We start from the raw sequence: 15,240 nt of genomic DNA on the forward strand, positions 1-15,240 counted from the left end.
GAAGAAAATGGAAACTGAAATCAAAGACCCTGACCTCCTTCGCATGGAAAATGTAAGAGAATTTGGAAAATTTTCCTTTGATCTAGAGGAAAAAAGAGAACAGAGCATTTTGAATCAATCCAGCCAGATGCTAACAGCCTTTTCACTCTTTTCTGCGGCTATACTAATGGCTTTGCCGATTGTGACGGAGTATTCGGCTATTCCGGACTGGCAGATTATGTATTTAACTGAGGTTGCGTTTGCGCCGTTGATCGTTAGCCTTGTTTTAGCAATTATTGCCCAGTGGCGCTTTTCATACCAAACGATGCTTGATGCGGAAGGCTTTGAAAATATTCTTTACAGACAAAAGGAGGATTATCACGACCAGTCAGACTATGATTGGCAGTGGGTTTATCAGCTTTCTGCTGTGCAGAAAAGCAAAAAGAAGAATACAGATCTCCGTGTACGCCTTATAAAGGCATCAATGATTTGCTTTCTTTTATCGGTTGCAATTCTTGTTATAGGAAATCTGATGTTCTTTATCCTATACACATAAAAATGTTGCGTGATAGCTATGAAGAAACGATTCGGAAAAAAGATCAAGTTAATTCCGCTGACTCCATCTAGGAGATTTACACGGATTGAAAGAAAAGCTCCTTCGCATCGCCCTCGTCCAGTTCCGACAACTACTACAGCTTACCAACCAAAGTTCAAATCAACATGCAGAAAGAATAGTTCAAAGAAAATCATAGTGAGGAGAAAGAAAAATGGCTGATGAAAAAAACTCGAAAACTCCGATTTCATCTTCTAACCCTCCGCGGAATCGGCCACGGCCTATTACGACCGTATGCACCAATACCCTGAATAAAAAGCCGCTCCAGCCGTTCCCGAAAGGAGAAAAGCGATAATGTCAATGCCCAAAAAGCTGATCGAAGTTGCCCTTCCGCTGGAAGCGATCAATGCGGAGGCAGCGCGGGAAAAATCCATCCGGCACGGGCATCCGTCCACCTTGCATCTGTGGTGGGCACGGCGTCCGCTGGCGGCTGCAAGAGCCGTGATCTGGTCCAGCCTTGTGGACGACCCCTCTGCCCACCCGGAGCTGTACCCCACCGAGGAAGCCCAGAACACCGAGCGACAGCGGCTGTTTGGCATTCTGGAAAAGCTGGTCAAGTGGGAAAACTCCAACGACCCGGAGGTGCTAGCGGCTGCCAAGGCAGAGATCCTGCGCTCCAACAACAATAACCCGCCTGCCCTGCTGGACCCCTTTGCCGGCGGCGGTGCTATTCCGCTGGAAGCCCAGCGGCTGGGGCTGGAAGCCCACGCCCACGACCTGAACCCCGTGGCGGTGATGATCAACAAGGCAATGATCGAGATCCCGCCCCGGTTTGCCGGGCAGGCACCGGTCAACCCGGACAGCCGCACCCGGCTGGATGGCGCAGCCGGCTGGCAGGGGGCGCAGGGGCTTGCCGCCGATGTGCAGTATTACGGCGAGTGGATGAAGCGGGAGGCGTTCCGCCGCATCGGTCACCTGTACCCCAAGGTAAAAGTGCCCCATGAACTTGGCGGCGGCGAAGCCACCGTCATTGCATGGATCTGGGCGCGCACCGTCAAGTGCCCCAACCCCGCCTGCGGCTGTGAGATGCCGCTGGCAAGCACCTTTGTGCTTTCCAAAAAGAAAGGCAAGGAAGCATGGGTCAAGCCCATCACAGAGGGAACCAGCGTCCGTTTTGAGGTACAGTACGGCAAATGTCCTAAAGAATATGAATCGTTCAAAGTAGGTCGCAGTGCCGTTTTCAAATGCCCTTGTTGCGGCGAAATCACAACGGATGCCTATGTCAAACAGCATGGAAAAGCGCACGAAATGGGCAGTCAGTTAATGGCAGTTGTAGGCGAAGGCAAACATGGGCGCATTTATCTTTCTCCTGATGTGGAGCAGACCATTGCGGCTGATGTTCCTGCACCGGAAAGTTACCCCAGCGGTGCCATGCCGGAAAATCCGCGCTGGTTCAGCCCTCCTGCCTTTGGCATGACAGATTACAGTGACCTTTTTACCAACCGCCAGCTGACCGCTCTTACCACCTTTAGTTCACTGGTAGCAGAAGCGCAGGCAAAAGCGGAAGCCGATGCCGTTGCCGCAGGCGTTGTCAACGACCACATTGCCCTCAGCGCAGGCGGCTCCGGCGCAAGAGCATACGGTGAAGCTGTTGGAGTATATTTGTCATTTGGTGTCAGCCGATTAACTGATATTTGCAATGCACTTTGTCGGTGGGAAGTTAGCAAAACCCAAGTTCGAAACTTATTTGGTCGGCAAGCTATTCCCATGCTTTGGGATTACGCTGAAAACAACGTCTTTGCTGGGGCAGCTGGCGATTACACTACAAGTTTAGGAAGTATTATTAAAGTTCTTGAAAGATTCAATTCTAATATTCCTGGTGTTGCAAAACAATTTGATGCGCAAAGCGATTGTGGCCTGCGGAACATCATGGTTTCCACCGATCCTCCCTATTATGACAACATCGGCTACGCTGACCTATCCGACTTTTTCTATATTTGGTTACGGCAATCTTTACAAAATACTTATCCAAAATTATTTCGCACCATGCTGGTGCCCAAAGCCGAAGAACTGGTGGCGACCCCCTACCGCTTTGAGGGCAGCACCGAAAAAGCGCGGAATTTCTTTGAAGACGGAATGCTGCACACCTGCCAGCAAATTTACCAGTACGCCCGTGAGGACATTCCTGTAACCATCTACTACGCCTACAAGCAGAGCGACACAGACGAGGACTCCAAAACCGCCTCCACCGGCTGGGAGACCATGCTCAGTGCCATCATCCGGGCGGGCTTTGCCATCACCGGCACATGGCCGATGCGTACCGAACTTGCTAATCGACCTGTTAGTTCCGGCACCAATGCCCTTGCCTCCTCCATTGTGCTGGTGTGCCGCAAGCGCCCGGCAGATGCACCCCAGACCACCCGCCGGGGCTTTATTGCAGAGCTGAAGCGGGAGCTGCGCCCAGCGCTGCAAAAACTCCAGCGCAGCAACATTGCACCTGTGGATCTGGCGCAGTCCGCCATTGGCCCCGGCATGGGGGTGTACTCCCGCTATGGCCGGGTGCTGGAAGCCGACGGCAGCGCCATGACCGTGCGCAGTGCGCTGCAGATCATCAATCAGGAACTGGATGTGTACTTTAACGAGCAGGACGGCGAGTTGGACGCCAACAGCCGCTTCTGCGTAGACCTGTACACTCAGAACGCCTTCAACAACCTTAAATTTGGCGATGCAGATACGCTGGCACGCGCCAAGAATACCTCGGTGGCGGCACTGGCGGCAAAGGGCGTGCTGAGCGCCGAAAAAGGCATCGTCCGCCTGCTGACCCGCGAGGAATTGCCGGAAAAAGTAGACACGCGGGAGGAGAGCATCTGGCTGCTCTGCCAGCAGCTTACCCGTGCCATGGAGACCGGTGGCGTGGAAGCGTGTGCTCAGATCGTGGCACCCATGCTGGGCTCCAACGCCGAGCGTGCCAAGGACCTTGCCTACCGGCTGTACACCCTTGCCGAGCGCAAGGGCTGGACGCAGGAGGGCTACGCCTACAACGCCCTTGTGGTGGCATGGCGGGAGATCCAGTCCCGTGCCGCAGAGCTGCAGCAGGCAACGCCGGAGCAGACCTCTTTCTTTTGACGCAATACCGGGAGGAACGAGACAATGAGCGAGAATTACACCAAAGTACAGCAAGCGTTCCGGGTTCTGCACCCGCTGCTGGCAGGCTATATCTGTCAGGAAATGCGCCGGGAATATCAGGACAACTGGTGGCAGGAGGTGCTGATGACCCTTTCCGATCAGGTACGGGACCTGCCGGATGACAACGGCGATTACGCCGCCCTGATGGACTCGCTGGATATGGCAAACTGCCTGCGTCTGTTTGACCGCAAATGGAACGATTTGTTCAAGCGGAAGCTGTCCATCGACTACCGCACCTGGGCAAAAGAGCTGATGGGTGTGCGCAACAAGCTGGCGCACATCGGCGGCACAGATTTTTCAGAGGATGACACATGGCGTGCTCTGGACACCATGGCGCGCCTGTGCGAAGCCTTTGACGATGAAGCCGCTGAGGAGATCCGCAAGATCCTGCGCCAGCTCCGCTACGGCAGCGCCGAAGGCTCCACCAACGTGGTGGAGGTTGCCGCCCCGACGAAGCCCAAGGCTGCCCACACCGGTATTATGAGCAAGACCCTGTCCGGTCTGCCAAGCTGGCGGGACGTGATGGAACCCCACCCGGATGTGGCACAGGGACGCTACAAAAACGCAGAGTTTGCCGCCGATCTGGCGCAGGTAGCGAGGGGTGAGGGAGCCTTTGAATACCGTGACCCGGTGGAATTTTTTGCCCGAACCTACGTCACCGAGGGCATGACCGGTCTGCTGGTGCAGGCACTCAAGCGGGTCAGCGGAAAGGACGGCGAGCCGGTCATCCAGCTGAAAACCGCCTTTGGCGGCGGCAAGACCCACAGTATGCTGGCGCTTTACCACATGATGCGAGGCAAGGTATCGGCAGACCGCATCCCCAACATCAAACCGGTACTGGCGCAGGCAGGGGTATCTGCCCTGCCCAAGGCAAATGTGGCGGTACTGGTGGGCACCGCACTGGACCCCACCCGCACCAAGCGGCCCATCAACTTCCCCGGCATCACCATCAATACCCTGTGGGGCGAGATGGCAGCACAGCTGGCAGAATCCGCTGGGCGGCCGGAACTGTATGATTTTGTGAAGGAGGCCGACAAAAAGGGCGTTTCTCCCGGCAGCGAAGCACTGAAAAATCTCTTCGATGCCTGCGGTCCCTGTCTGGTGCTGATGGACGAGCTGGTGGCATACGCAAAGCGCATCTACGGTGTCAAGGGTCTGCCCGCTGGTTCTTTCGACAACTTCATCTCCTTTATTCAGGAGATCACCGAAGCCGCCCGCGCCAGCCGGAACAGCCTTGTGGTGGCTTCTATCCCGGAATCCGACATCGAAATCGGCGGCGAAGCGGGAAAGACCGCACTGGAGACCATCGAGCATACCTTCGGACGGATGGAATCCATCTGGAAGCCTGTTGCCGCCAACGAGGGCTTTGAAGTTGTGCGCCGCCGTCTGTTCCTTGACTGCAAGGACCCAGAAGCCCGCGACCGGGTCTGTACTCAGTTTAGCCAGCTGTACCAGACCAACCCCAGCGATTTTCCGCCGGAGGTCAAAGAGGTGGAATACCGCGACCGGATGATCTCCTGCTACCCCATCCACCCGGAGATCTTCGACCGCCTATACGATGACTGGTCCACACTGGAGCGGTTCCAGCGCACCCGCGGCGTGCTGCGGCTGATGGCTGCGGTCATCCATGAGCTGTGGATGGGCAGCGATGCCAGTGCCATGATCATGCCGGGTTCTCTTTCGCTGGATGTTCCCAACGTCCGGGATGAACTGATCCGCTATCTGCCGGAGGGCTGGAACTCCATCGTCAACACCGAGATCGACGGCAAGAATTCTGTCCCCTACCAGAAGGACCAGAGCAACCAGCGGTATGGGCGCATTATGGCATCCCGCCGGGTGGCACGCACCATCATGCTGGGCAGCGCTCCCACCGTGCGCTCGCAGGCAGTGCGGGGCATCGAAGCCTCCCGCATCCGGCTGGGTGTGGTCCAGCCCGGCGAAAACATCGCCGATTTCAACGATGCCCTGAACACTCTGCGGGGCTCGCTGGCATACCTTTACACCAACACCAACGGAGATCGTTACTGGTTCGACACCCGCCCTACCCTGCGCAAAACTGCGCAGGACCGTGCAACGCAGGTGGCCGAAGCCGACGTGATCGAGGAGATCGAATCCCGGCTGAAAAAGCTGCGCCGGGAGGAACCGTTTGCCGGTCTGCACGTCTGCCCCGCTTCCTCGCTGGATGTACCGGACGAGCAAGCGGCCCGGTTGGTCATTCTGCGCACCGAGGACACCCACCGTGCCAACGCAGGAGCGAGTGCCGCCATCACTGCTGCTGAAAACATCCTGAACAACCACGGCTCAAAGCCACGCACCTACCGCAATATGCTGGCTTTCGTGGCACCGGATCAGGAGGCAATGCTCTCTCTCCGGCAGGCCGTCCGGGACTTCCGTGCATGGCGCTCCATTCAGGATGACAAGGAAACATTGAATCTCGATGCCGCCCAGAACAAAGAGGTGGACGCAAACCTTCACCGCTGCAATGATACCGTAGAGGCCCGCATCAAGGAGACCTACTGCTGGCTGCTGACCCCGGAGATCGATTGTTTTGTGGACATGAAAACCATCCAGTGGGACGCCAGCCGCATTTCCGGTGGCACCGACAGCATCGTAGCAAAGGCTTCCCGCAAAATGCAGCAAAGCGAGACTCTCATCACCAAATGGGCACCTGCTCTGCTGCTGATGGAGCTGAACAACGTGCTGTGGAAGGACACCGACTGTATCCAGATTAAGAAGCTGTGGGAGTATCTGTGCACCTACTGCTATCTGCCCCGCCTTGCCAAGTACAGTGTGCTGGAAGATGCCATCCGTACCGGCCTGAACTCGCAGGAATATTTTGCCCTTGCGGTCGGTTACACGGGCGACCGCTATGTTGAACTACGGTATAACCAGTTTGTGGACTGCATCAATACCTCCGATCTTTTGGTCAAGCTGGACCCTGCCCGCAAGCAGCTTTTGGCTGAAAAAAGTGCTCCCGCAGTAGTTGTGCAACCTACGCAAACTGCTCAGGGCGGCGAACAGCCCACCCTTTTCAACCTTCCCCCGGACACTCCCATTGACCCCACTGTAACCTTGCATCAGCCGCCGACAGCGCAGCCTGCCGCTGTTCCCGCTCCTCCCAAAAACACCCGGTTCTACATGACTGCCGAGTTGGACACCACCCGCATCAACCGTGATGTGCAGCGGCTGGTGGAGGAAGTCATCACCCACCTGCTCAGCGCAGATGGCTGCAAAGTTTCGGTAACGCTGGATGTTACCGCCGATGCACCGGACGGTCTGTCCACCCCCATTGTGCGCACCGTGATGGAGAACTGTAAAACGCTGAAGGTAAAAGATTTTGGCGTAGATGAATAACGACAGCGGCGTTATTGACAAGGTGCTCCTATCCTGTATAGCAACGCTACTATTCAGCGATGCAATCGCACAGCCTGCATCGGCACGATGCAGTTCAAGGGTTTGGGTGCTCCCCAACAAGTATTTTGCAAAGCAAATGGTGTTTGTATAGACAGACACATTGCTTGCAGATGCAGACGTTGTATATACGTCTGCCCTGCTTGCGAATGCTATGAAACCTCTCAACGTGCTTCCCAAATTTGAAGATTATTTTGCAATCAGGACCGTCCGTTTTCAAGTTCAACTTGAAGCGGGCGGTTATTTTTCTGCACAAAAATTTTCGAGTTTGCAACCGCAGCAAACAGGGCGAGTTGGTACCGCCTTGCAATTTTTGAATCAGATTTTTCAAATCCAACTTCAAAAACGCTTGTTGAGCTTCGCCCAAACCCGATATTCAGCACATAAACTGTGCCGACTGCGTATCTTAACAGACACTGAATAAGCAAATTTCTTGTAGAAAAAATCGTTTCCGAAAAATCGTCGTTGATTCATTCAATATTGCACAAAACCGGAACTATTACTTCCGGTTTTGAAGGCAAAAAGCGGAAGTATCACTTCCTAAAAAATCGAGCAATTTTATGGTATGCTCTATCCAGAGCCGTTCACAAGAACCGGACCTCCCAAGTCCGGTTTTCTCCCTCAAAACCGGACCTGATACGTCCTAAAAACACTTATTTAATTGTGATTGGCTTTCTACAAGCCTTCATCGAACCTTGAGAACCGAATGACCGTCTGCATGGGATACTCGGCCATGACCCCGCAAGGGAGAGCCGGAAAACGCCGCTGGAAAGGGGCAGGAACACCATGCAGAGAGAACGGCGTAAGAACAATGATATTCTATTTCATTTCAGAAAGGATGGTTTGCCTATGACAAAACTGAGCCAGCTTAAAATCGATCCGGAGTTCCAGAATCAAATCAACCCTCCGTCGTTTGAGGAAACCCACCAACTGGAAATGAACATCCTAAAAGAAGAACGTGTACTGAATCCGATCATCACGTGGAACGGCTATATTGTGGATGGATATACACGCTATCAAATTCTTCGGAAATACCTGTTTATTCCATTTGAAGTCATCGAAAAAGAATTTTCCAGCCGTTATGAAGCACTCGCCTGGATCTGTAAAAATCAGCTTGGGCGGCGAAACCTGACCCCAGAACAGAAAAAGTTCCTGATTGGAAAGCAGGCAGAAGCGGAAAAGCAAATCAAATCGTTTCACGGCAATCAGTATACTTTGGCATCTGAAAGTGGTCTGGTTCAAAATGAACCAGACCGCACAAAGCACGGTTCACGGTCGAAGGTCGCTGCGGAACATGGAACATCCGAAAGTTATGTTTACCGTGCAGAGCAATTTGCAAAAGGTGTGGAAGCTGCGGAGGAGGCAGTACCCGGAGCGCAGAAAGAAATCCTGAGTGGAAAGATCCGGGCAACCGACCGTGAAATTTCCTCGATTGCAAAGGTTCCAAAGGAAAAGCGTCCCGAAGTTGTGGCAGAGCTTCGTAAGCCTAAAGGCGAACGGGATTCCAGTATCACGGATTCGTATTCTTCGCCTTCAAAGGGCAATGAGTTTATAACGACCTTCAAGCAAGACATTCAGGGGCATAAGAAAGGACTCAACAAGGAAGAAAAGCAGAATCTCAAGGATGCCGTCAAGAGCATCTATTCACCTCGCCGTTTGGCAGATGGCGAAGCCATGATGTGCGAGATTCAGGGAGCGCAGGAGGACTTTGTCCGGCGGTGGGAAATGTGCTTTCGTGAATACCCGGATATTCTTACTGAACCGAAGAACAATGAGAAACTGCTGATTTTTATCGACCGTGCCAGTCGGTATCTTCAGACGGTAAAAGATCGTCTGAACAATGATAGAAACCAAAACTCTCAAACGGTCTAGCACTAATTCGGATATAAAAATGGAGGTGAATGCCATTTCGGATTATTTGAGACCCAATATGCCACTGCCGCAGTATCTGCCCTATGCCCGATTTTTGTTGGATGCCGATTTAAGTCATACGGCAAAAATACTCTACACACTCTTGCTCGACCGTGCTACACTCTCCCAGAAAAACAACTGGGTGGACGATCGGGGACGCATTTATGTGATCTATCCGCTTTCCAATCTGGCGAAGGATTTAGGGTGCTGCGTTTCCAGCGTGACACGCGCCTTTACAGAATTGGAAAAAACTGACCTTGTCGAACGAGTGCGCTACGGCTTTTCTAAACCCAGCCACATTCTGCTCAAAGTTCCGCATACTGTGCAGAATTGCGCAGTCACAGTATGCACCAGCGCACAAGCTGACTGTGCAATTCTGCACAGTATGATTGCGCAAAAATGCACACCTAACCAACGTAATAAGAACAACCTGAATGATAACCACCTGATAAAATCAAACAATGCTTGTCTATCGTTGAGAGAATACCGGAATGTCTTTCTGACGGAAAAGGAGTATAAGCGGCTCAAGGCTGACTTTGCAGGGCTGGACAGTCTGATTGAGCAGTTGTCCGCTTATATCCAGTCCACCGGCAGAAAGTACGTCGACCATGCCGCCACCCTGCGCATCTGGGCAAAACGGCAAAAGTCAGAACAGAAGCAAGCACCGGGCATCCCGGACTACACATTCAAGGAAGGAGAAAGCCTATAGAGACGATTGAAAAAACTTTGGAACAGTCCATTTCCATTATTCCCGAAAACACTGAGGATTATTATGGCGAGGATGGCCTGCTTTATTGCGGAAAATGTCATACCCCAAAAGAAGCATTCTTTGCAAAGGGCATTGCCCTGATGGGCAAAAACAAGCACCCAATCGAATGCAGTTGCCAGCGCATCGAGAGGACAAAGCAGGAAGCCCTTATCAACCAGCAAAAGCACAACGACCTTGTGCGGCGGCTGAAAACCGATGGATTTTCCGACTCGGCAATGCTGGACTGGACCTTTGAAAACGACAATGGCCGCAGCCCTCAGATGCACTATGCACACCGCTATGTGGAGCAATGGCAGACCATGCGTTCAGAGAACCTTGGGCTTCTTCTCTGGGGCGGTGTGGGTACAGGCAAGAGTTTCCTTGCCGGGTGCATTGCGAACGCTCTGATGGAGCAGGAAGTGCCTGTGCGTATGACGAACTTTACCCGAATCCTAAACGAACTAAACGGCAGTTTTTCCGGGCGGAATGAAGCCATCGACAAGCTCTGTCGCTATCCCCTGCTTATTATTGATGACTTCGGTATGGAACGTGGCACCGAGTATGCGCTGGAACAGATCTACAACATCGTGGACAGCCGATACCGCAGCCGGAAGCCGTTGATTGTCACCACCAACCTGACGCTGGACGAGATACGGCACCCACAAGATACAGCCCATGCCCGCATCTATGACCGCCTGCTGGAAATGTGCATCCCTGTTTCCTGCATTGGGGTCAGCTTCCGGAAAGAGAATGCACAGGAAAAGCTGGAACGCTTAAAAATTTTAATCGGATAGATCAGAAACATTTCTGAAGGAATCCGCAGGACGTCCTAAGTTCTGCTACAAGAAAATGGAGTTGCCTATTGAATAATTTTCATCGTATAGAAAACAATCCCACCCCTTCGGAATGCTCTACGCCCACACTCGATGAATGGAGCGCATTCGCAACCTTTCTAGCCGATGTGATTGAGAAGTACGTATCGGTCTTGGAGATAGACAACGCAGTATCCTCAACCAACAACAAAAATCAACAAGATGCTGTTGATACCGCTCTTGCAGCATGATATAATATTCTTGTAATATTTGTCCCAACACAGTGGTAAGGTCTCCCCTTCCACTGTATTACATACACGGAACGAGGTGCTTAAAATGAATCGTCCAGATGACTCTCCTAAAAATTCCATCCTCATTTACACCACAGAAGATGGCCTGACCAAAATTGATACTACCTTTGACGGTGACACCGTCTGGCTTTCCATTGACCAGATGGCCGAGCTGTTCCAGCGTGATCGGAGTGTCATCGGAAAACACGTCCGGAACATCTTCAAGGAAGGCGAGCTCCAAAAGGAATCAGTGTGGGCAAAATTTGCCTACACTGCCGCTGATGGAAAGACATACGACGTGGATTACTATAATCTTGACGTTATCATTTCCGTCGGTTACCGCGTCAAATCCAAACGAGGCACACAGTTCCGTATCTGGGCAACTGGCATCCTGAAGGAATATATGCGCAAGGGATTTGCGCTGGATGACGAACGCCTGAAAAATCTGGGCGGCGGTGGATATTTCAAAGAGCTGTTAGAACGCATCCGTGACATCCGTTCTTCCGAAAAAGTGTTTTATCGTCAGGTTCTGGAAATCTATGCAACCAGCATTGACTACGACCCAAAAGCAGAAATCTCCGTCCAGTTTTTCAAAAAAGTCCAGAATAAAATTCATTATGCCATCCACGGTCAGACTGCCGCCGAGGTCATTTACAACCGTGCAGATGCCGAAAAGGAATTTATGGGTCTGACCACTTTTGCAGGAAACCAGCCCACTTTACGAGAAGCTACTATTGCCAAAAACTATCTGCACGAGAAAGAGCTTCGTGCTATGGGGCAGTTGGTTTCCGGTTATCTGGATTTTGCTGAGCGTCAGGCAGAACGTGAACAGCCCATGACAATGCAGGATTGGGCAAACCACCTTGACCGTATTCTGACTATGAGCGGCGAGCAGCTGCTTGTTGGCAATGGCAGTGTGACCCACAAGCAGGCAGTGGACAAAGCTACTACCGAATATCGGAAATACAAGGCTAAAACCCTCAGCGATGTGGAGCAGGATTATCTGGATTCCATTAAGTTTTTGGAGCAGAAAACAGGCAAGAAATAACCGTTTTATGAGGTTTTCTTATGTTGCAGGAAAAGACAAAGGTTTACATTTACACCCGTGTTTCAACTGCGATGCAGATCGATGGCTACTCGCTGGATGCACAGAAAGCTCGCATGAAAGCCTATGCAGACTTCAACGACTACCAGATCGTTGGTGAATATGAGGATGCTGGAAAATCCGGCAAATCCATCGAGGGTCGTGCATCTTTCTGCCGGATGATGGAGGACATCAAATCCGGCAAGGATGGCGTTGCCTATGTGCTGGTGTTCAAGCTCTCCCGTTTTGGCCGCAATGCTGCCGATGTACTGTCTACCCTGCAGGTAATGCAGGATTTTGGTGTGAACCTGATTTGCGTGGAGGACGGCATTGATTCTTCCAAAGACGCTGGCAAACTGATGATCTCCGTTCTGTCCGCTGTCGCTGAAATCGAGCGTGAGAACATCCGTGTCCAAACCATGGAAGGCCGCATCCAGAAGGCACGGGAAGGTCGCTGGAACGGCGGTTTTGCGCCTTATGGCTATCGTTTGGTTGACGGTGTGCTGCAAATCAATGAGGATGAAGCCCCTGCCATTCGCACGATTTTTGAGCAATATGTAAACACGGACACAGGTGCAAATGGTCTTTCCAAATATCTGGAGACCCACGGCTTTCAGAAACTTGCTCGTCAAAATGGCACCTCTCCCCTTTTCAGCGCAACATTGATTCGTGCCATCCTGAAGAACCCCGTCTACTGCGGAAAAATCGCCTTTGGCCGCCGCAAACTCGAAAAGATTCACGGCACCCGGAACGAATATCATCAGGTTCCACAGGAGAATTATTTGCTGGTGGACGGCCTGCACGAAGGCATCGTATCGGAAGAATTGTGGAACGCCGCACAGGTCAAGCTGTTGGCGCAGTCCAAACGATACGAACCAGTCAACCGCAGCAAGACGGAACAGGCGCACTTGTTATCCGCCCTTGTCAAGTGCCCCGTTTGCGGTGCTGGAATGTACAGCAACAAATGCACCAAGCGAAAGAAAGATGGCACACCCTATAAATCTTTCTCTTATTACAGTTGCAAGCATCGCAAGATGCAACGTGGGCAAAAATGCGATTTCAACAAGCAAATTCAGGAAGAAGTTCTGGACAACGCCGTGGTGGAGGTTATCATCAAACTGGTCAGCAATCCAAAGTTTGCCGCCATGATGCAGGAGAAGATCAACAGCAAAGTAGACACCACTGCCATTGAACAGGAAATTGCTTCCGCTGAAAAGCAGTTGCGGCAGTATTATTCCGTCAAGTCCAAAATCATGGAGGAGATCGACACACTTGACCCGGATGACCGTCATTACATCATCCGCAAATCTGACCTTGACGAGCGGCTTTACAGGATGTACGATAAAATCGAGGAAGCCGAAAACAGCCTGATGGATGCCCGTGCAAAGAAGCAGGCTATCGAAGCGGATAAAATTACCGGCGACAACATTTACAAGGTTCTCGTCTGCTTTGAAAAGCTTTACAATGTTATGAATCCCCTTGAACGTAAAAAGCTGATGGAACATCTGATTTCTGAAATTCAGATCTACCCGGAGCGTCAGCCAAACGGTCAGTGGCTCAAATCCATTAAATTCAGACTGCCCATCGTTGAAAACAACATTGATTTGTGTTTGGACAATGGAAGTCATATCGAATGTGTCACGGCATTAACCCGCATGAAGCCTTGATTTCTAGCACTTTCAAGGTTTGAAGAGCAGTAATTTTCCACCTTTGAACCGGCTCCAGATCAGCCAGAATAATCTTCACCGTCTCATAGAACTGCGAACAAGAAAACCGCCCTGCCGTATCGCTACGACAGAGCGGTTTTCTGCTGTATGGACTCGAAGGGAGTCGAACCCTCGACCTTTCGGATGCGAACCGAACGCTCATCCCAACTGAGCTACGAGCCCTCAACTGTCCTCTGACCACTAGAGCCAGAGGACATCGTTCATTTTGACTTTATTATTTTACTGCTTCTGGAATCATTTGTCAAGAGTTTCTACCTTCCGGCGAAGCAGACTCATGGGGGCCAGCTCCGGGGTGGGGATGGTGTACTTTTCCATGGCGTGGGGGGTGGATTCCACGCTCTCCCCTGCCTCGTTTCTGATCCACTCCGGGTGCAGCGGGATGCTGCGGCCATCCGGGCAGAGCACCTCCAGCGTGTCCCCAAGGCTCCATTTGCCGCGCTGCTGGCAGGAGGCAACACCATTCTCCCAGCTTTCCACAGTGCCCACAAACTCCCACTCACGGATATAAGTAGCGCTGTCGGTTGCCTGACGGGCCTGCTCGCGGCCAAAGTAGAAGCCCGGGGAGTAGTGCCGGTGGCTGGTACGGGTCAGCTCAGCCAGAGCGTCATCGCTCAGCTCAAAGTTATCGTTGAGAGGGTCGGCCAGATACTGATCCAGAGCCTTGCGGTAGGCGGCGGTGACACTGGCAACATAGTAGAACGTCTTGGCGCGGCCCTCGATCTTCAGGCTGTCCACACCTGCCTTGCAGATGAGGTCGATGAAGGGAGCGGTGCACAGATCGTTTGCATTGAGGATATAACTGCCGTTCTCATTTTCGCCGATCTCATACAGCTGGCCCGGGCGGGTCTCCTCGCTCAGGTAATACTTCCAGCGGCAGGGCTGGGCGCACTGGCCCCGGTTGGCATCCCGGCCTGCCATGTAATTGGAGAGCAGGCACCGGCCCGAAATGCTCATGCACATGGCTCCGTGGACAAACGCCTCGATCTCCAGCTCCGGCGGGGTCTTATCGCGCAGGGTGGCGATATCCTGCAGGCTCATCTCACGGGCCAGCACCACACGCTTTGCACCCATGTTGTAAGCGGCACGCGCAGCGGCCCAGTTGGTGATGCCGGTCTGGGTGGACATGTGAACATCGATCTCCGGGGCGAACTGCTTACAGGCTTCCAGCACGCCCAGATCGGCCACGATAAAGGCATCCACACCGGCGGCAGCAGCAGCCTTGATGGCTTCGGGCAGGCGGTCAGCTTCCTCATTGGTGGGCAGCGTGTTCATGGTCAGATAGACCTTGCGGCCGCGGGCATGGGCATAGATCACACCCTCGGCCAGCTGCTCCGGCGTAAAATTGGCAGGAGCCGACCGCATACCGAACTCCGGCAGGCTGCAATAAACAGCGTCTGCTCCATAGTTGATGGCATAACGCAGGCGTTCCAAGTCGCCTGCCGGGGCCAGCAGTTCCGGGATCTGTAACATAAAATCGTCCTCTCTTTTTAACACCCTCTCTGTCATCGCTGACGCGATACCGCCTCACCGGATCGGTTT

General features: G+C 52.6%; 10 protein-coding genes and 1 tRNA gene. 9 read left to right on the plus strand and 2 right to left on the minus strand.

Annotation, left to right across the window (positions count from 1 at the left end):
* The first annotated feature begins 7 nt into the window (after nt 1-7).
* The 9 genes from J3353_RS06375 (at nt 8) to J3353_RS06415 (ending at nt 13,641) form a co-directional block, all read left to right on the plus strand.
* The gene (locus tag J3353_RS06375; protein WP_207684442.1) at nt 8-535 is read left to right on the plus strand and encodes a hypothetical protein; all 528 of its coding nucleotides are present in this window, start codon (nt 8-10) and stop codon (nt 533-535) included.
* Nucleotides 536-886: 351 nt separating this feature from the next.
* Nucleotides 887-3,658: a DUF1156 domain-containing protein gene (locus J3353_RS06380; RefSeq protein WP_207684443.1), complete on the plus strand. Its 2,772-nt coding sequence runs from the start codon at nt 887-889 to the stop codon at nt 3,656-3,658.
* 24 nt (nt 3,659-3,682) lie between these two features.
* Nucleotides 3,683-7,072, plus strand: coding sequence for a DUF499 domain-containing protein (locus J3353_RS06385; RefSeq protein WP_207684444.1), 3,390 nt, complete (start codon nt 3,683-3,685; stop codon nt 7,070-7,072).
* Between the two features lie 906 nt (nt 7,073-7,978).
* Nucleotides 7,979-9,001 (plus strand): hypothetical protein, encoded by a 1,023-nt coding sequence (locus J3353_RS06390; protein WP_207684445.1) that lies wholly within the window; start codon nt 7,979-7,981, stop codon nt 8,999-9,001.
* A 19-nt stretch (nt 9,002-9,020) separates the two neighbouring features.
* Nucleotides 9,021-9,749 carry a replication initiator protein A gene (locus tag J3353_RS06395; protein ID WP_207684446.1) on the plus strand — a complete coding sequence of 243 codons (729 nt, stop codon included), beginning with the start codon at nt 9,021-9,023 and terminating at the stop codon, nt 9,747-9,749.
* Nucleotides 9,746-10,582 carry an ATP-binding protein gene (locus J3353_RS06400; RefSeq protein ID WP_156073992.1) on the plus strand — a complete coding sequence of 279 codons (837 nt, stop codon included), beginning with the start codon at nt 9,746-9,748 and terminating at the stop codon, nt 10,580-10,582. The genes J3353_RS06395 and J3353_RS06400 overlap by 4 nt, the downstream gene beginning before the upstream one ends.
* A gap of 68 nt (nt 10,583-10,650) precedes the next feature.
* On the plus strand, nt 10,651-10,851 hold the full coding sequence (locus J3353_RS06405) for a hypothetical protein (RefSeq protein ID WP_207684447.1): 201 nt from the start codon (nt 10,651-10,653) through the stop codon (nt 10,849-10,851).
* An 85-nt stretch (nt 10,852-10,936) separates the two neighbouring features.
* Nucleotides 10,937-11,938, plus strand: coding sequence for a virulence RhuM family protein (rhuM, locus tag J3353_RS06410; protein ID WP_207684448.1), 1,002 nt, complete (start codon nt 10,937-10,939; stop codon nt 11,936-11,938).
* Between the two features lie 20 nt (nt 11,939-11,958).
* A complete protein-coding gene (locus tag J3353_RS06415) occupies nt 11,959-13,641 on the plus strand; it encodes a recombinase family protein (RefSeq protein ID WP_207684449.1) in 1,683 nt (560 codons plus the stop codon).
* A 148-nt stretch (nt 13,642-13,789) separates the two neighbouring features.
* Here J3353_RS06415 and J3353_RS06420 read toward each other — a convergent pair.
* Both J3353_RS06420 and J3353_RS06425 read right to left on the minus strand, forming a co-directional pair.
* A tRNA-Ala gene (locus J3353_RS06420) sits at nt 13,790-13,863 on the minus strand.
* A gap of 72 nt (nt 13,864-13,935) precedes the next feature.
* Nucleotides 13,936-15,171, minus strand: coding sequence for a U32 family peptidase (locus tag J3353_RS06425; protein WP_207684450.1), 1,236 nt, complete (start codon nt 15,169-15,171; stop codon nt 13,936-13,938).
* Between the last annotated feature and the right edge of the window lie 69 nt (nt 15,172-15,240).

Source organism: Faecalibacterium sp. Marseille-Q4137, assembly GCF_017377535.1.
GTDB lineage: Bacteria > Bacillota > Clostridia > Oscillospirales > Ruminococcaceae > Faecalibacterium > Faecalibacterium duncaniae.

Excerpts from the sequence above, each read along its gene's own strand:
- J3353_RS06385 (WP_207684444.1), top strand. The coding sequence starts at position 3,683 with ATGAGCGAGAATTACACCAAAGTACAGCAAGCGTTCCGGGTTCTGCAC.
- J3353_RS06380 (WP_207684443.1), top strand. The coding sequence starts at position 887 with ATGTCAATGCCCAAAAAGCTGATCGAAGTTGCCCTTCCGCTGGAAGCG.
- rhuM (WP_207684448.1), top strand. The coding sequence starts at position 10,937 with ATGAATCGTCCAGATGACTCTCCTAAAAATTCCATCCTCATTTACACC.
- J3353_RS06395 (WP_207684446.1), top strand. The coding sequence starts at position 9,021 with ATGGAGGTGAATGCCATTTCGGATTATTTGAGACCCAATATGCCACTG.
- J3353_RS06425 (WP_207684450.1), bottom strand. The coding sequence starts at position 15,171 with ATGTTACAGATCCCGGAACTGCTGGCCCCGGCAGGCGACTTGGAACGC.
- J3353_RS06390 (WP_207684445.1), top strand. The coding sequence starts at position 7,979 with ATGACAAAACTGAGCCAGCTTAAAATCGATCCGGAGTTCCAGAATCAA.
- J3353_RS06375 (WP_207684442.1), top strand. The coding sequence starts at position 8 with ATGGAAACTGAAATCAAAGACCCTGACCTCCTTCGCATGGAAAATGTA.
- J3353_RS06415 (WP_207684449.1), top strand. The coding sequence starts at position 11,959 with ATGTTGCAGGAAAAGACAAAGGTTTACATTTACACCCGTGTTTCAACT.